Source organism: Pedobacter ginsengisoli (assembly GCF_030244015.1).
Lineage (GTDB): Bacteria > Bacteroidota > Bacteroidia > Sphingobacteriales > Sphingobacteriaceae > Pedobacter > Pedobacter ginsengisoli.
The window spans coordinates 1,128,811-1,146,356 of sequence record NZ_JASSYX010000001.1; the positions used below are offsets into that span (position 1 = coordinate 1,128,811).

The 17,546-nt window shown below is 45.3% G+C and carries 16 protein-coding genes; 10 read left to right on the forward strand and 6 right to left on the reverse strand.

The features are described 5' to 3' along the window. Nucleotides 1–30 precede the first annotated feature (30 nt). From ruvB to pdxH, 3 genes are read right to left on the reverse strand one after another with little or no spacing between them, the layout of a single operon-like run. Nucleotides 31–1,053, reverse strand: coding sequence for a Holliday junction branch migration DNA helicase RuvB (gene ruvB / locus QEP08_RS04865; RefSeq protein ID WP_285056310.1), 1,023 nt, complete (start codon nt 1,051–1,053; stop codon nt 31–33). Nucleotides 1,054–1,084: 31 nt separating this feature from the next. Continuing rightward, entirely contained in the window at nt 1,085–1,972 is an 888-nt protein-coding gene (locus QEP08_RS04870; RefSeq protein ID WP_285056311.1) for a 3-hydroxyacyl-CoA dehydrogenase family protein, read from the reverse strand. Then, nucleotides 1,969–2,619 (reverse strand): pyridoxamine 5'-phosphate oxidase, encoded by a 651-nt coding sequence (pdxH, locus tag QEP08_RS04875; RefSeq protein ID WP_285056313.1) that lies wholly within the window; start codon nt 2,617–2,619, stop codon nt 1,969–1,971. The genes QEP08_RS04870 and pdxH overlap by 4 nt, the downstream gene beginning before the upstream one ends. A 44-nt stretch (nt 2,620–2,663) precedes the next feature. Here pdxH and QEP08_RS04880 point away from each other — a divergent pair, with 44 nt between their 5' ends. Continuing rightward, a complete protein-coding gene (locus tag QEP08_RS04880; RefSeq protein ID WP_285056314.1) occupies nt 2,664–3,227 on the forward strand; it encodes a YqgE/AlgH family protein in 564 nt (187 codons plus the stop codon). 93 nt (nt 3,228–3,320) lie between these two features. On the opposite strand, the gene purE is transcribed toward QEP08_RS04880, so the two are convergent. Both purE and QEP08_RS04890 read right to left on the reverse strand, forming a co-directional pair. Then, the gene (purE, locus tag QEP08_RS04885; protein WP_285056316.1) at nt 3,321–3,809 is read right to left on the reverse strand and encodes a 5-(carboxyamino)imidazole ribonucleotide mutase; all 489 of its coding nucleotides are present in this window, start codon (nt 3,807–3,809) and stop codon (nt 3,321–3,323) included. Further along, nucleotides 3,809–4,948 carry a 5-(carboxyamino)imidazole ribonucleotide synthase gene (locus tag QEP08_RS04890; RefSeq protein WP_285056318.1) on the reverse strand — a complete coding sequence of 380 codons (1,140 nt, stop codon included), beginning with the start codon at nt 4,946–4,948 and terminating at the stop codon, nt 3,809–3,811. The genes purE and QEP08_RS04890 overlap by 1 nt, the downstream gene beginning before the upstream one ends. 78 nt (nt 4,949–5,026) lie before the next feature. On the opposite strand from QEP08_RS04890, the gene QEP08_RS04895 reads away from it, so the two are divergent. Further along, the gene (locus QEP08_RS04895; RefSeq protein ID WP_285056320.1) at nt 5,027–6,217 is read left to right on the forward strand and encodes a BaiN/RdsA family NAD(P)/FAD-dependent oxidoreductase; all 1,191 of its coding nucleotides are present in this window, start codon (nt 5,027–5,029) and stop codon (nt 6,215–6,217) included. 301 nt (nt 6,218–6,518) lie between these two features. Next, nucleotides 6,519–6,977, forward strand: coding sequence for an SRPBCC family protein (locus tag QEP08_RS04900; RefSeq protein WP_285056322.1), 459 nt, complete (start codon nt 6,519–6,521; stop codon nt 6,975–6,977). An 18-nt stretch (nt 6,978–6,995) separates the two neighbouring features. On the opposite strand, the gene QEP08_RS04905 is transcribed toward QEP08_RS04900, so the two are convergent. Then, nucleotides 6,996–10,256 carry an amidohydrolase family protein gene (locus QEP08_RS04905; protein ID WP_285056324.1) on the reverse strand — a complete coding sequence of 1,087 codons (3,261 nt, stop codon included), beginning with the start codon at nt 10,254–10,256 and terminating at the stop codon, nt 6,996–6,998. A 77-nt stretch (nt 10,257–10,333) separates the two neighbouring features. Between QEP08_RS04905 and QEP08_RS04910 the strand changes: the two genes are divergently transcribed. The 7 genes from QEP08_RS04910 (at nt 10,334) to rplT (ending at nt 17,507) form a co-directional block, all read left to right on the forward strand. After that, nucleotides 10,334–12,226 (forward strand): RecQ family ATP-dependent DNA helicase, encoded by a 1,893-nt coding sequence (locus QEP08_RS04910; RefSeq protein WP_285056326.1) that lies wholly within the window; start codon nt 10,334–10,336, stop codon nt 12,224–12,226. 15 nt (nt 12,227–12,241) lie between these two features. Beyond that, entirely contained in the window at nt 12,242–13,537 is a 1,296-nt protein-coding gene (locus QEP08_RS04915; protein WP_285056328.1) for an MFS transporter, read from the forward strand. Continuing rightward, the gene (locus QEP08_RS04920; protein WP_285056330.1) at nt 13,537–14,274 is read left to right on the forward strand and encodes a (Fe-S)-binding protein; all 738 of its coding nucleotides are present in this window, start codon (nt 13,537–13,539) and stop codon (nt 14,272–14,274) included. Before QEP08_RS04915 ends, QEP08_RS04920 begins: the two co-directional genes overlap by 1 nt. 78 nt (nt 14,275–14,352) lie before the next feature. Further along, nucleotides 14,353–16,278, forward strand: a complete 1,926-nt coding sequence (gene thrS, locus QEP08_RS04925; RefSeq protein WP_285056331.1) for a threonine--tRNA ligase — start codon at nt 14,353–14,355, stop codon at nt 16,276–16,278. Nucleotides 16,279–16,290: 12 nt separating this feature from the next. After that, nucleotides 16,291–16,860 carry a translation initiation factor IF-3 gene (gene infC / locus QEP08_RS04930; protein ID WP_008238148.1) on the forward strand — a complete coding sequence of 190 codons (570 nt, stop codon included), beginning with the start codon at nt 16,291–16,293 and terminating at the stop codon, nt 16,858–16,860. Between the two features lie 26 nt (nt 16,861–16,886). Then, on the forward strand, nt 16,887–17,087 hold the full coding sequence (gene rpmI, locus QEP08_RS04935) for a 50S ribosomal protein L35 (RefSeq protein WP_048905002.1): 201 nt from the start codon (nt 16,887–16,889) through the stop codon (nt 17,085–17,087). 75 nt (nt 17,088–17,162) lie between these two features. Beyond that, nucleotides 17,163–17,507, forward strand: a complete 345-nt coding sequence (rplT, locus tag QEP08_RS04940) for a 50S ribosomal protein L20 (protein ID WP_048905003.1) — start codon at nt 17,163–17,165, stop codon at nt 17,505–17,507. Nucleotides 17,508–17,546 lie beyond the last annotated feature (39 nt).

Below are 17,546 nucleotides of genomic sequence, written 5' to 3' on the forward strand. Positions count from 1 at the left end.
ACCAGGAATGTCCTTTAATCTGAACTTCGCTTAAAACAATTTTCCCGTTTGCCCGGGAAAATTTCTCTTCAAATGCTTATATGCAGCCTCTGTAGCCTCTCTGCCTCTGGATGTGCGCATCAGAAAACCTTCCTGGATCAGGAATGGTTCATAAACTTCTTCAATTGTACCCTCATCATCGCCTACCGCCGTAGCAATAGTTTTCAAGCCTACTGGTCCGCCTTTGAATTTGTCAATGATCGTGGTGAGGATCTTATTGTCCATTTCATCCAGGCCATGCTCATCCACATTGAGTGCATTGAGCGCATATCTGGCAATTTCTGTATCAATCTGACCGTTGCCTTTGATCTGGGCAAAATCCCTGGTTCTTCTCAATAAAGCATTGGCGATACGGGGTGTACCGCGGCTCCTCCTGGCTATTTCGTAAGCACCCTCGTCGGTGATCGGTGTTTTTAAGATCTCTGATGACCGCAATACGATCGTGGTCAGCAATTTGGCATCGTAGTAGGCCAGACGGGAGTTAATGCCAAATCTTGCCCTTAACGGAGCCGTCAGTAGACCTGATCTTGTGGTGGCGCCCACCAAAGTAAAAGGGTTGAGGCTGATCTGTACAGAACGCGCATTTGGTCCGCTTTCCAGCATGATGTCGATCTTGAAATCTTCCATTGCGGAATACAAATATTCTTCAACCAGCGGACTTAACCTGTGGATCTCATCTATAAACAATATATCCCCGGTATCGAGGTTAGTCAGCAAGCCTGCAAGATCGCCGGGCTTGTCCAGCACAGGGCCGGATGTCACCTTTATGCCCACGCTCATTTCATTGGCTATGATATACGAAAGTGTGGTTTTTCCCAGTCCCGGCGGGCCGTGCAACAACACATGATCCAGCGGCTCGCCACGAAGTTTCGCTGCTTTTACAAAAATCTTAAGGTTTTCCATTACCTTTTCCTGACCTGTAAAATCTTCAAAAGCCTGTGGACGCAGTACTCTTTCTATGTCACGCTCAACAGGGGATAAACTTTCAGAAGAAGGGTCAAGATTTTGATTCATAGCGTAAAGTTAAGTTTTATTGTCTAATTCGCTATGCGAATTTATCAGCTATAACCGGGTTCTTAAAGTCCTTTGCATAATTGTAAAATCCTTCACCAGATTTTACGCCTTTATTACCTGCGGCAACCATATTGACCAGGAGCGGGCAGGGCGCATATTTAGAATTCCCAAAACCTTCCTGCAGTACCCGCAATATGGCGAGACAAACATCCAGTCCAATGAAATCGGCGAGTTGCAGCGGCCCCATAGGATGCGCCATACCCAATTTCATCACGGTATCAATTTCTTCAACACCGGCCACACCTTCATACAGGGAATATATGGCCTCATTGATCATAGGCATCAGGATCCTGTTGGCTATAAAACCCGGATAATCATTGACTTCGACGGGTGTTTTGTTAAGCTTTAAAGAAAAGTCCATTACCTTGCCGGTCGTTTCATCGCTGGTCGCATAGCCTCTGATCACCTCTACCAGCTTCATGACAGGCACAGGGTTCATGAAATGCATCCCGATCACTTTATCGCCGCGGCCGGTCATCGATGCGATGCGCGTAATGGAAATAGAAGAAGTGTTGCTGGCCAGTATGGCATCGGGCCTGGCAAAATGATCAAGGTCTTTGAAGATCTTCAGTTTCAGTTCCAGATTTTCTGAGGCGGCTTCCACAATCAGATCAGCTTCAGCTACACCCGTCTCCAAATCGGTGAAAATTGTAATATTTGCGAGTGCGGCTTCTTTTTCGTTTTCAGATAAAGTGCCTTTTGTTACCTGTCTGTCCAGGTTTTTGCTGATAGTAGCCAGTGCCTTTGACAGCGCATTGTCACTGACGTCGATGAGGTTTACCTGGTATCCAAATTGTGCAAAAGTATGAGCTATACCATTGCCCATTGTGCCGGAGCCGATAACTGCGATGTTTTTCATGGTGCTAATCTATTGATTATCCATGAACCATCTATAAGTTCATAAACGATTCTGTCGTGCAATCTGCTTGACCTGCCCTGCCAGAACTCTATTTTTGTAGGTTCTACAAGGTAGCCGCCCCAGTTCAGCGGACGCGGGATTTCCCTGCCCGTATACTGTGCGGTCAGTTCCGTTACTTTGGTTTCCAGTAAAGACCTGTCTCCGATTACCTTGCTTTGTGGAGAAGCCAGAGCCCCTATCTGGCTGCCAGCGGGACGTGAATGAAAATAGGCATCGGATACCTCATCCGCAACTTTGCTCACCACGCCTTCAACCCTGACCTGACGTTGCAGTTCCGCCCAGAAAAAGACCAGTGCGGCCTGCGGATTTTCCAGCAGGTGCTGTCCCTTACTGCTTTCGTAATTGGTAAAGAAAACAAAGCCGTCATTGTCAACCCCCTTTAACAGTACAATTCTCGCCGACGGCTTGCCAAACCGGTCAGAGGTGGCCAGTGTCATTACATTAGGCTCGTAAAGCTGGGCATCAATCGCGTCCTTAAACCAGTTTTGAAACTGAACAACAGGGTTGCGGTCTATGTCCTGTTCAGTAAGTTCTGCCGCAAGATAATCTTGGCGTAAGTTTTGTATGTTTTCTTTAGTCAGTTCCATATACAAAAATAGAGTTAGTTTAATGAATTTTTTAAATTTCCGAAATGTTAAGCCGAATCGCGCCATCCTCAGGTAAATTATTGATCTCCGAGCCATTTTTAATGGACCCTAATTTTCAACGTTCGGTAGTACTGCTTACCCAGCACCACGAAGAAGGTACCATAGGTTTTATTCTGAACCATCCCAGTGCATTATTGCTCAAAGACCTGATCCCGGAACTTGGGGATTCAGATTTCCCGGTATATATTGGTGGTCCTGTTGCCACAGACACGATACATTTCATTCACCGCTGCTACGATAAGCTAAATGATGGGGAAGAGATCGCTAAAGGCATTTATTGGGGTGGCAATTTTGAAGCACTCAAAGTCTTGATCAATACCGGAAATATCAGGCAAAGCGAGATCAAATTCTTTATTGGATATTCAGGCTGGTCTGATCAGCAACTGAAAAGCGAACTTGTGGAAAATACCTGGATCGTATCAGACCAGTACCATCCTGATATTGTTTTTTCTGATGACGAAGGAGAAGTCTGGAGGGAAGTGATTGTGAATCTGGGTCCAAAATATGCCCATGTCAGTAAATTTCCGAGTGATCCGAATTTAAATTAGTTATCGTCCGTCATTCTCCGTCCGTCATTGCGAGGCACGAAGCAATCTTATCATGTGTGGGATTGCTTCGTGCCTCGCAATGACGGGAATACATTAACCTCTCAGATCTCCTGCACTTTCTTCAACTTTCCTGCGCAGTTCATCCTTGTATTCCTGCATCTTAACAGCCAATGAAGCATCAGCTGTTGAAAGGATCTGTACTGCCAGTAAACCGGCATTTTTTGCCGCATTTAGTGCTACAGTAGCCACAGGAATGCCATTTGGCATCTGTAATATGGAAAGTATGGAATCCCATCCGTCAATAGAATTAGACGATTTAACCGGAACGCCGATAACCGGAAGTACTGTAATAGATGCTACCATACCGGGCAAGTGTGCTGCGCCTCCGGCACCGGCGATGATGACCTTCAGACCCCTTTCCGCCGCTTTTTTGGCATAGTCAAACATCCTTTCGGGTGTTCTGTGGGCAGATACAACAGTCATTTCAAACTCAATACCAAAATCTTTAAAAATGTCCGCCGCGTCCTGCATGATGTGAAGATCAGATTTGCTGCCCATTATAATGCCTACTTGTATGCTCATCAGGATATTACTTTTAATGTATTTTTAATATAATTCGCTTTTTCTATCGCACTTTCCCGGTTTTGGTCCACAACGGTAATGTGGCCCATTTTACGGAAAGGCTTGGTATATTTTTTACCATACAAATGTACATATACCCCATCAATGGCCATAACCTTTTCCAGACCGCTGTATTTTGCAACGCCGTCATGACCTTTTTCACCCAGCAGGTTGATCATTACCGCATTGCTGATGGAGCGGGTATCACCCAGCGGTAAGTTAAATATTGCCCTCAGATGCTGTTCAAACTGGGAAACATAATTGCCCTCTATGGTATGGTGGCCACTATTGTGCGGTCTCGGTGCCAGTTCATTGACCAGGATGTTGCCGTCATGGGTGATGAACATCTCCACGGCCAGCAAACCGGTGATATTCAGCGAAGATGCAATGTTTTTGGCGATCACTTCTGCTTTTTGCTGAATGGCCCCGGGATAAGTTGAGGGGGAGATCAGGAACTCTACCAGGTTGGCCTCGGCATTAAATTCCATTTCTACCATCGGGAATGTTTTTACATCGCCATTTGGATTTCTGGCAACAATCACCGCTATTTCCTTTTCAAAATCAACCAGTTCCTCGATCAGACAGGGTGCGTCAAAAGCATTTTCTATATCTGCGTCACTATTAACTTTCATTACGCCTTTGCCGTCATAGCCATCACGGCGCTGTTTTAAGATATAAGGGAAAGCAAAGTGACTGTTTTTGATGTCTTCCCTGGTGTTTACCAGTTGAAAGGGAGCTGTAGGAATGTTGTTTTCTTTGAAGAATTGTTTCTGTACACCTTTATCCTGGATCAACCTGATGACCCTGGCCTGAGGATAAACCTGTTTGCCTTCCTTTTCCAGTTGGTCCAGTGCTTCAATGTTTACTTTTTCTATTTCTATTGTAATGATATCGGCCTTTTTACCAAAATTATAGACAGTATCAAAATCTGTTATGGAACCGCATTCAAAATAATTCGCAATGTGTTTACAGGGAGCGTCGTTATCGGGATCTAAAATCAAAGTGGTCAGATTGTAATTGATGGCTTCCTGGATCAGCATTCTGCCCAGTTGTCCGCCGCCCAATACGCCCAATTTCAAATCACTAATTTGTTTTGCCATATCTATATGAAAAAGTTATGCTTATTTTGCACAAAAATAACAATATAAACGGATTGCCGTAAAAATACTAGAGGATTGATGGATGCAGATGCTATAATTATTGGTGCCGGAGCTTGCGGTTTGATGTGCGCGGTACAGGCAGGTTACCTCGGTAAAAAAGTGATCCTGCTGGAAAAAGGCGACAAACCAGGGGCCAAGATCCTCATCTCGGGGGGCGGCAGGTGCAATTATACCAACTTATATGCGACCGATGAGCAGTTCATTTCCAATAACAAACATTTTAGTAAATCGGCTTTTACGCAGTGGACGGTAGAAGATACCATCAGCTTTTTTGAAACATACGGCATTACAGGCAAGGAAAAGACATTGGGCCAATTGTTTCCGGACGGTAAAAATGCCAAAGATGTAGTCGGGGTGTTTACCGCTTTGTGTTCAGACTTTGGCCAGCAGATCATCTGCGGTGCAGAGGTTTCTGGTATTGAAAGCAACGATGGGTTTTTTTCTGTCAGCTATCTAAAAGGCGGTAAATCCCGGACATTTAAAGTGCCTAAACTGGTGATTGCCACAGGCGGTTTGCCTATACCTAAAATGGGCGCTACAGACTTCGCACTGCGTTTTGCCAGATTGTACGGCCTTCGGATCATTGAAACCGCACCGGCCCTGGTGCCGCTGACCATCACCGGAAAGGATGAGGAATGGTATGCGCAGCTATCCGGGAACAGTGTTTTGTGTGAAGTCAGCAATGACCGGATTTCCTTTGAAGAGAACATCTTGTTTACCCATTGGGGGCTGAGCGGACCAGCAATCCTGCAGATATCTTCGTTTTGGAGGAGGGGTGAGGAGATCAATATCAACTTACTCCCCCGTCAAAACATTACAGATTTGCTCGAACAGGAAAGAAAGTCTAATGGCAAGTTGCTGTTGTCTACTTTTCTGGGCCGCATTTACCCAAAGAAATTTACAGACGCGCTGTCCAAATTCCTCCCTATTGAAAAGCAGGTCGCTTCGCTTACCAAAGCTGATCTGGAAAGTATTCATCAGACCATTCACTTATTTAAAGTAAAACCAGCAGGGGACAAGGGCTATGATAAAGCTGAAGTGATGCGCGGAGGCGTAGATACTGCTGAACTGTCATCCAAAACCCTGGAATGCAAAAAGGTCAGTGGCCTGTTTTTTGGCGGAGAGTGTGTGGATGTAACCGGTTGGTTGGGTGGTTATAATTTCCAGTGGGCCTGGGCCAGTGGCTTCGTGATCGCCCAAAATTTATAATTTCGTTTCTTTTCTGTCCGGGCGTATGCGCTGTGGTCCTCATCATTTGCTGCGAAGTACCTGCATGGCTTGTGCAGCCATACCCTCCTAATTATATGAATAGGATCTCAATGACCTATCCGGATCCTTTCAAGATTTGGGGACCCACCAACCACCTTACAACCCCCTTGGAGGGATCTTGAAGAGATTGGGGAAATATAGCCGCAGAAGCCACGCAATATGGCGGCAAAAGCCATTCATTTACTGAAAACTAAATCGGGCCTGAAACGTTTCTATACCAGATTGTTATTAGTTTTAGATTATGGACAACGAAATCATCAATAACCCTGAACTTGACGGATGGATTAAAAAATCCATAGAGATCAATGCTTCCGACGATAAGGTCTGGAACACGCTGACCAATAAAGACCTTATAAAAAAATGGGCAACTGCTTTTGAAGAGGGGACGGTGGTTGAATCTGACTGGACTGAAGGGGCAACAGTCACCTGGAAAAGTGCTGAAGGGAAGAACCTGATCAAAGGAAAAGTGGCCGTCAGTTATCCCTCAAAACTACTCAAACTAAATTATTTTGATGACGAGAATGCTGCTGATGATGCCGAAACGGGAGAATACGAGGAGCACTACCTGTTGTCTGAACATGGGGGAACGACCACGTTTACCGTAGATTCGGGCCCTTTGTCTGATCATTATATCAAAAGCCTGGACCCGCAATGGGACAATGCACTGCGACTCATTAAGCAATTGGCCGAGGAACAATAATCATTAATGTCGAAATTTTTATTCGCAATGCGGAACAGTAAAAGTCCAGGTTTCTGAATCCCCGGCAGATGCTCCGGCAGGGAAGCTGTAAAGCATGCCTTTGCCGGTTTCAAACCAAAGTTTACTTCTCAGCTTTTCACGGCCGCCAATTTCATTCATGGACAGACTGTCGTATATGCGGCCATTGACCATTACATATTTGATCTTTTCTGAGTTCCGGATATCGTCCAGCGGATTGGCATCCATGACCACAAGATCCGCCAGTTTTCCAGCTTCTAGTGAACCGATTTCATAATTCATCCCCAGGTAAGATGCTCCGTTTAAAGTAGCACAGCGAATGGCCTGCAATGGGGTCATGCCGCCTTGTACCAGCATCCATAGTTCCCAATGCGCTCCGAGTCCCTGGATCTGGCCATGTGCGCCGAGATTTACTTTTGTACCGCCCTCGGCAATTTGCTTCACGGCTTTGGACACATCTATATGGCCGTAATCTCCATATTCGGAGGTGGTTCTTCTGCGTGAACGCTCATCTATGATGGGGCGGGGGGTAAACGCCATCAGCCTTTCGTTTTCCCATACATTGGTGCGGTCATACCAGTAATTTTCACCCCACTGACTGCCATAACTGACGATAAGGGTCGGCGTATAGGCAACCTTGGTATTGTTCCAGAACGAGATCACATCCTTATAAACAGGAGCAACGGGAATGCTGTGTTCAATGCCGGTGTGGCCATCAGCAATCATGTTCATATTGGTGAAAAATGTAGAGCCGCCCTCTGGTACAACCTCCATCTTCAGCCGTCTGGCTGCTTCAAGGATCTGCTGACGCTGGTCGCGGCGTGGCTGGTTGTATGATTTTACAGAGAATGCGCCAACTGCCTTGAGCCTCCTAAGGTGGGAAAGCGCGTCATCCAGGCTGTTAATGACCACCTTGGAATCGCCATCGGCACCGTAGAGAATAGAGCCTGTAGAATATAGCCTCGGGCCTACCATGCGGCCAGATTTGATCATCTCTGCCTGGCTGAACACCATTTCCGTATTGCTGGAGGGATCGTGCGAAGTCGTGACGCCAAAAGCGAGATTGGCGAGGTATGACCAGTCGTTTTGCGGGGAGATGCCATCGGGACTGGTACGCAGGTGTGCATGTACGTCTATGATGCCCGGCATGATCGTTTTGCCTGTGACATCGATGATCCTGGCTTTCTCAGGGATCACGGCTTCTGATGCATTTCCTACCGAAATAATCTTGTTGTTTTCTATGAGTATGGTACCTTCTTCGATCACTTCATCGCCTTTCATGGTGATGATCCTGGCGCCTTTTAAGGCAGTAAGGCCTGTCGGGGTATCGGTCTTGATCCTGAGGCCCATATAGATTCCTGCTGAATCTGGTTTTGGGATTTCCTGCGGGGCACCGTCAACAAAGGTAAAAGTGTTTTTGATCTCCCTGCTGAAATACTGCTCTCCTAATGTCCACATGAGTTTTTTGCTGTCGGCACTCCAGTGCATATAGGTTCCGGCATCCCTGGTGATGCGGGTAAGCGGAATGGTTTTATTGGAAGCTGAAAGATCCAGGGGAGAGCCGATGGTGACCATCGGGGTGATGTAAAGGTTGAACAATTCGGTAAAAGCGATCCATTTACCGTCCGGACTTGGGCAAAATTGATTGGCATAGGTGGAGGTATAATGGGTCCGCTCATTGCCGCCGTTTAGGTCCATGCTTTTGAAGGCTTTTTTGCCATCCTGATTGCCCTGGAAAAAGATCCGGGTATCGTCGGCATTGAACTGAGGCCTGATGCCGGTTTCAGAGACCAGAGTTTTGGCACTGCCATTGGCGCCCATGATATAAATGCCTGTGCCCTTGCCGTAGTTGTAACCCAGTACGTCATTGCCTGATCCTTTCCGGAAAACGATTTTGTCGCCTTTGGCAGAAAAGCTGGGCGAATAATAGAATCCTTTTTCGTCAGTCAGGGTTACTGTTTTACCTTTGATCTCTGTTTTTTTGATGGCGCCTTTAAACTCATCACTCCACGTAGAATAGATCACAGATTTGCCGTCAGGACTGATATCAGGTTCAAATTCAAAGTCCAGGCCGTTGGTCAGTCTTTCGGGCTTGCCATCGGGCAGGTCCTTTTTGTAAAGGAAGCCAGCGGCATTGAAAACTACAAATTTCCCGTCGGGTGAGGTGGTCAGCTGCCGGATCATCTTGGAGGTAAACTCATCCATATATACCTGCTGCGGAAAATGAAGTGCCTCCTGCACGGTCTGTTTGCTGGTGACCTGGAAAGGAACTTCCATGGCAACCAGAGAGGCCACCTCTATTTTCCTGATCTTACCTTTGGCATAGAACACCACGTTTTTAGAATCAGGGGTCCAGGCAAAGTTGGGGTACACACCAAATATTGCCCAGGTTTCCTGCTGGTCATGGGAAAGGTCTTCTGTGAGGGGCCATTCTTCGCCTGTTTGCAGGTTTTGGACATAGAGTACGGATTTGAGTCTGACCCTTTTTACATAGGCCATCATTTTACCGTCAGGCGAGGCCTGTGGACGGGCCGCGCCTCCTTGTGTGGCAATCAGATTGGTTAGCTTGCCGGTGTTCATGTCCAGCTGACGAATGGCGTAGATCATGCCATTCGGGTCTTTACTGTATTCAAAACTGGGACCCGGAGACATGTCTTCACTAAAATATAGGTACCTGCCATTTGGAGATACATTGGGTTCGCCGGCATCCTGCTGGTCATTTTTTCTTTTGGTCAGCTGAATTCCCTCGCCGCCGTAAATGCTGTACATCCACATTTCACCAGCGCCCAGGGAGCGGGTGCCTGTAAAATGCTTTCGGGCAATGATATAGTCACTATTGGGTGTCCAGGTGGCATTATTCAGTAGCCTGAAAGTTTCTTTGCTAACCTGTCTTTTGCCAGAACCGTCGCGGTTCATGATCCAGATGTTGTCTGCCCCGCTTTTATCGCTGGTATAGGATATGTATTTGCCATTGGGGCTGAACCTCGGCTGCACATCCCAGGCAATACCTGTGCTGAGCGGTGTAGCGGTTCCGCCTGCCAGAGGCATGATATAAATGTCGCCAAGAAGGTCAAAAACGATGTCTTTACCATCTGAGCTTACATCGAGATTCATCCAGGTGCCTTCATCAGTCTTTATCTCAAACGTTTTAGCTGTGCCTGAATATTTTTCTATATCCCATTTTTTTTCCTGTGAAAAGGAAGCTTGATATATTGTTTGAAATATTAACAGTAAACTTATTGATAGTAATGATTTTCTCATATGCAGCCGGGGGTGCTTAATTTGTCTGCAATTTAGTAATATCAGTTCATTTTTATAGTTTTACCGGGCACCTTTTTATGAACGAAGCAGAGATATTAAAGCGATACTGGGGATTTGACAGTTTCAGGCCTTTGCAGGATGAAATCATCAGGTCGGTTTTGGATGGACATGATACTTTGGCGCTGATGCCTACCGGCGGTGGGAAATCGCTTTGCTTTCAGGTGCCTGCGATGGTTAAAGATGGAATCTGTATTGTGGTGTCGCCTCTGGTGGCGCTGATGAAAGACCAGGTCGAGAACCTGAAAAGAAGGGGGATCAATGCGGTAGCTATTTATGCGGGGATGGGTAAAAGGGAGATCGATATTTTGCTGGACAACTGCATTTACGGAAAGATCAAGTTTTTGTACCTGTCGCCCGAGCGCCTGCTTTCTGATCTGGTAAGGGAACGGATCTCTTATATGGATGTTAATCTGATCGCAGTAGATGAGGCCCACTGTGTATCTCAGTGGGGTTACGATTTCAGGCCTCCGTACCTGCTGATCAGTGCCTTGCGGGAAGTTGTTCCCGATGCGCCTGTCCTGGCGCTTACGGCAACGGCTACCGCTTATGTGCGGGAAGATATTGTGGCGAAGCTTGCTTTTAAAGACCCGAAAATATTTGTACAGAGCTTTGCCAGGAGTAACCTGAGTTATGTGGTGGCTGCTGATGAGGATAAGCACAGAAAGCTGCTCAGCATTGCGGCTAATGTAAAAGGCAGCGGTTTGGTTTATGTACGCAACCGGCGGGAGACTTCGGATATTGCTTTGTTTTTGCAGCGAAACGGGATTGCTGCAGATTTTTATCATGCCGGGGTGGAAAGAGAGACCCGCTTCAGGCGGCAGCAGGAATGGAAGGAAGGCAGGATCAGGATCATTGTGGCTACCAATGCTTTCGGGATGGGTATTGACAAGGCGGATGTGCGCTTTGTTGTGCACATGGACCTGCCGGAAAGTTTAGAGGCTTATTACCAGGAAGCTGGCAGGGCAGGCCGGGACGGGAAGCGGGCTTATGGTGTGCTGCTGGCCAACAGGTCTGACCAAATGGCGCTCAAGGCCAGGTATGCCGATAGTTTCCCTTCCATAGAAGAGATTAAAAAAGTGTATCACAACCTGGGCAATTACTTTCAGCTGGCATATGGGGCCGGAGAAGGGCTGAACCTGGATTTCGATCTGGCAGATTATTGCAAGCGCTTTGGGATTGGGGTGATGAAGGCGATGTCGGCACTGAAATTTTTAGAGCGGGAAGGGTATATTACTTTATCTGAAAATGTGTTTTTGCCATCGAGATTGCTTTTTCTGGTATCCCATGAGGATGTGTACAGGTTTCAGATAGAAAATGCCGGCTATGACCGTTTGCTGAAAACGATACTGCGGGCCTACGGGGGAATTTTCGAACAGTATGCAAAGATCCAGGAAGCTGATATTGCCAGGAAACTCGCCCTTTCTTTTAATGAGGTGGTCAGGCAGCTGAATTTTTTGCAGGAGCAGGGGCTTTTGTCCTATTTGCCGCAGACTGATCAGCCCCAGCTGCAGTTTGTCAGGCCAAGGGTAGACCTGATGCATCTGGACATTGATGTGAAATATGTAAAACTCCGGAAAAAGATATTGACAGACCAGATCAATGCGGTACTGGCCTATACAGCTTCGGCGGTTTGCCGGAGCAAGCAGTTGCTGGCTTATTTTGACGAGCCTGATGCCGAAAAATGCGGGGTTTGTGACATTTGCCTGGCGGAGAAAAAGGCGGAAGAGCTTGACCTGGTTTGGGATAAGATCGACTTTGAGATCATAACCCTGCTGCAAAGTCAGCCTTATGAATTACAGGATCTGGTCCTGGCTTTGAAAAGCGGAACTGAAACTGAAAAACTGTCGCGCGTCAGCGAGCTTCTTGATGCTGGAAAAATTAAAACAGATGGTAAAAATTATTACCTTTAGTGCCTTACTGAACACATGGAAAAGAACGATAAAAAAGTTATCCGCTCATGGGCATTCTTCGATTGGGCCAATTCAGCCTATAATTTAGTAATTACCTCTACCATTTTCCCGGCCTATTATACGATCATCACCACAACTAAGGAGCATGGTGACCAGGTGGTGTTCTTTGGTCATACGTTTACCAATACGGCATTGTCCAATTATGCGTTGTCCTTTGCTTACCTGGTCATGGTGATCTTGTTGCCAATCCTTTCTTCGGTGGCAGATTACAGGGGCAATAAGAAAGTGTTCATGCAATTCTTTACGTATATAGGTGGTCTGGCCTGTATCGGGCTCTATTTTTTTAAGCTGGATACGCTGGAACTGGGGATCATCTGTTTTGTCATTGCGGCAATGGGTTATATAGGTGGGGTCATGTTTAACAATTCTTATCTGCCTGAAATCGCTACTGTGGACCAGCAGGATAGGGTAAGTGCCAAAGGGTATGCGTTTGGATATGTGGGGAGTGTGCTTTTGCAGATCATTTGCTTTGTGTTCGTATTGAAGCCCGGGCTTTTTGGGATTACTGACCTTTCTTTCCCGCCGCGGTTGTCATTTTTGCTGGTGGGTTTATGGTGGATCGGCTTCGCACAGATCCCGTTCAGGAAATTACCTGCGGGTAGTCCAAATTATAAAGCAATCAATAAGCATGTGGTAAAAAGTGGTTTCCAGGAACTGGCCAAGGTTTGGGTACAGCTGAAACACATGAAGTTTTTGAAGACCTTTTTAACGGCATTCTTTTTCTATTCAATGGGGGTGCAGACCATTATGCTGGCGGCAGCCGGGTTTGGCGAAAAAACCTTGCAATTGGGTACAGAAAAGCTGATTATTGTAATTTTGATCATACAGTTGGTGGCAATTTTAGGTGCCATGCTAATGTCTGCATTTGCTAAAAGGGTAGGGAATGTAAATGTGCTGATGTTTGTAGTAGTGATATGGATCGGTACTTGTTTTTGCGCCTATTTTATAACTACGGCAATGCAGTTTTACGGACTGGCTGCTATTGTTGGCCTAATCATGGGCGGGATACAGTCGCTGTCAAGATCTACGTATTCAAAATTTTTACCTGAGAATACACCGGATACTGCTTCGTATTTTAGTTTTTATGACGTAACCGAAAAGCTGGCCATTGTGATTGGCCTCTTTAGTTTTGCTTTCATTGAAGAGGTAACAGGAAGCATGAGGAATTCTATTATCGCTTTGGCATCATTTTTTGTGATAGGTTTGGTATTTTTGCTGCTGTTGAAAAGAGTTGAAACTAAAGTTGATTGATGAGAATAGAATTATTTGTGCCCTGCTTTGTTGATCAGTTGTATCCTGAAACTGCTTTCAATACCATTAAACTGCTGGAAAAGGCAGGCTGTGAAGTGTATTACAATTCTGCGCAGACCTGTTGCGGACAACCTGCCTATAACGCCGGTTACTGGGAACAGGCAAAAGAGACCGGAAATAAGTTTCTGGCAGACTTTTCTGAAACAGATTATATCGTTGCGCCTTCGGCTTCCTGTGTCGGAATGGTGAAAAATGGCTTTAATGACCTGTTTACCAATACTATTGTGCACAACAAATGCAGAAACATACAGGCAAATATTTTTGAGCTTTCTGATTTCCTGGTCAACATCCTGAAAAAGGATTATTTCGGTGCTGAGCTGGATGGCAAGGCTGTTTACCACGACTCCTGCAGTGGATTACGTGAATGTAAAATTAAGGAAGAACCCCGTTTGCTTTTGTCTAAGGTTCATGGACTTGAAATGGTGGAAATGAAGGAAACAGATATGTGCTGCGGATTTGGAGGGACTTTTGCTGTTAAATTTGATGCGATCTCATCGGCTATGGCCGAACAAAAGATAAATAACGCACTGGAACAGGGTGCTGAATATGTGATCTCTACGGATCTTTCCTGCCTGATGCACTTGCAGGGTTACATTGATAAAAATAATATTCCGCTTAAAACGATGCATTTAGCTGATGTTTTGGCAAATGGCTGGCTGGAAAGTACGGAATATTAATTAACTTTGCCTCAAACGATCACATTGTAGGTGATCTGGTAACATACATTTTTTTAATTTTTTAAATCATAGTTGTAGATGATTAACATTACACTGCCTGATGGCTCAAGCCGTCAGTACGAAAAGGGCACGACTGCCCACCAAATTGCATTGTCAATTTCTGAGGGCCTGGCCCGCAACGTTTTAGCTGCTGAAGTGAACGGAGAGATCTGGGACTCATCCAGACCGATTGAGTCTGATGCTTCTGTGAAATTACTGACCTGGAATGACCCTGCCGGTAAAGCCACTTTCTGGCATTCTTCGGCGCACATTATGGCCGAGGCATTGGAAACGCTCTATCCGGGTACGAAATTCGGAATCGGCCCCGCTATAGAAACCGGGTTTTATTATGATGTCGACTTTGGGGACCGCGAGTTTTCTTCGGATGACTTTAAAGCCATTGAAGAGAAGATCCTGGAACTGGCAAGACAGAAGGAAGTATTTGAACGTAAAGCAATTTCAAAGGCCGATGCGGTCGCTTATTTTAATGAAAAAGGTGATGAATATAAACTGGACCTTTTAGAAGGTCTTGAAGACGGAAAGATCACTTTTTATACACAGGGTGCTTTTACAGATCTCTGCCGCGGCCCGCATATCCCGAATACTGGTTTTGTAAAAGCAGTAAAGCTGATGAACGTGGCCGGTGCTTACTGGCGCGGGGATGAAACCAGGAAACAACTGACCAGGATCTATGGGGTTACTTTCCCTAAAGCAAGTGAGCTGACTGAATATCTTCATATGATCGAAGAGGCTAAGAAGCGGGATCACCGCAAGCTTGGTAAGGAACTGGAATTGTTTGCTTTTTCTGAAAAAGTGGGCATGGGCCTGCCGTTGTGGTTGCCAAAAGGTGCTGCTTTGCGTGAGCGTCTGGTTCAGTTTTTAACAAAGGCACAGGCTAAGGCGGGATATGAGCAGGTAGCAACCCCGCATATCGGGCATAAAAATTTATACATTACTTCCGGTCATTATGAGAAATATGGCAAGGATGCGTTTCAGCCGATAAAAACACCGCAGGAAGGTGAGGAGTTTTTCCTTAAACCCATGAACTGTCCGCACCACTGCGAAATCTATAAAGTAAAACCTCGTTCGTATAAGGATCTTCCTTTGCGTTTTGCAGAATTTGGGACAGTCTACCGCTATGAGCAAAGCGGAGAGCTGCACGGCCTGACCAGGGTACGCGGATTTACACAGGACGATGCTCATTTGTTCTGCAGGCCTGATCAGGTGAAGGAAGAGTTTAAGAAAGTGATTGACCTGGTATTGTATGTGTTCAAGTCGCTGGGTTTTGACGATTATATTGCACAGGTTTCTTTAAGGGATCCTGACAATAAGACGAAATATATTGGTTCGGATGAAAACTGGCATCTTGCAGAGTCAGCAATTGTAGAGGCTGCTGCAGAGAAAGGGCTGCCTACGGTTGTTGAATACGGAGAGGCAGCATTTTACGGTCCGAAACTGGATTTTATGGTCAAGGATGCTTTGGGCAGGAAGTGGCAGCTGGGCACGATCCAGGTAGACTACAATTTACCTGAGCGATTCGAACTGGAATATACAGGAAGCGATAATCTGAAACACAGACCGGTGATGATCCACAGAGCGCCATTCGGCTCTTTGGAGCGTTTTATAGCAGTGTTGATTGAACATTGTGCAGGTAATTTCCCATTGTGGTTGTCACCGGAACAATTTATTATCCTGCCTATCTCTGAAAAGTATGAAGAATATGCAAAAAAAGTTTCAGATGAACTAAATAATTCCGATATTCGCGGGCTGATTGACTTTAGAGATGAAAAGATCGGAAGGAAAATCAGGGATGCAGAGGTGAAAAAGATACCCTATATGCTGATCATCGGTGAAAAGGAAAGTGCGGAGGGAAAGGTATCAGTAAGGAAGCATGGTGAGGGGGATTTGGGTGAGATGAACCTGCATGAGTTTAGTGAATTATTAATTAAAGAAATAACAGTTTAACAGGATACAAATTTGGCATTAGGCAGACCAGGATTTAACAGGGGACCACGTCCTCCTTTTAAGAAAAAAGAAGCAGAACATAATATTAATCAGTTTATCAGAGCACAAGAGGTAAGGTTAGCTGGGGATAATGTGGAACCAGGGATTTATCCTTTGGCAAAAGCTTTGGCGCTAGCAGACGAATTGGAGCTGGATCTTGTAGAGATCTCTCCGAATGCAGTGCCGCCTGTATGCAGAATAATCGATTACAGCAAGTTTGTTTACGAGCAAAAGAAAAAGCAGAAAGAGATTAAGGCCAATGCCAAACAAACAGTTATCAAAGAGATCAGGTTCGGTCCTAATACCAATGATCACGATTTTCAGTTTAAGCTGAAACATGCGGTCAGTTTCCTGGAGAACGGTGAGAAGGTAAGGGCTTATGTTCACTTTAAAGGAAGGGCGATTGTTTATAAAGAGCAGGGAGAGATTTTGTTGCTGAAATTTGCCCAGGCTTTAGAAGATATCGGTAAGGTAGAATTGCTGCCTAAGCTGGAAGGAAAGCGTATGTTTTTAACACTTGCGCCAAAAGTTGCTAAGAAATAAATAAATTAAATAAATAAACACAGGTTATGCCAAAAATGAAAACCAATTCCAGTGCTAAAAAGCGTTTTTCGCTTACTGGAACAGGTAAAATCGCAAGAAAGAACGCATACAAAAGCCACATCCTAACTAAGATGTCGACTAAACGTAAGCGTAACTTAGGTCAAACATCAATGGTTTCTGATGCTGACATGGGCAACGTTAAACGTATGCTTGCAATCGGTAAATAATTAAATTTTTAACCAGGTAACCGGTAGATAAGTTTGCTGTAATACGCAACACCGTTTATCAAAAACAATTAAAACATGCCACGTTCGGTAAACGCAGTAGCTTCGAGAAGAAGAAGGAAAAAGGTCTTAAATTTAGCCAAAGGCTATTGGGGATCAAGAAGCAAGGTTTTCACCATTGCTAAAAATACGGTAGAAAAAGGTTTGCAGTATGCATATCGTGACCGTAAAGTTAAGAAAAGAGAGTTCCGCGGATTGTGGATTCAGCGTATCAATGCTGGAGCACGTCAGCATGGTATATCTTACTCTCAATTGATTGGTAAGTTAGCCACTAAAAACATTGGCTTGAACCGTAAAGTTCTGGCTGATTTAGCGATGAACCATCCGGAAGCTTTTAAAGCGGTAATTGATGCAGTAAAATAGATATAAAATTATCTGATATTAAAAAAAGGGAACCTATAT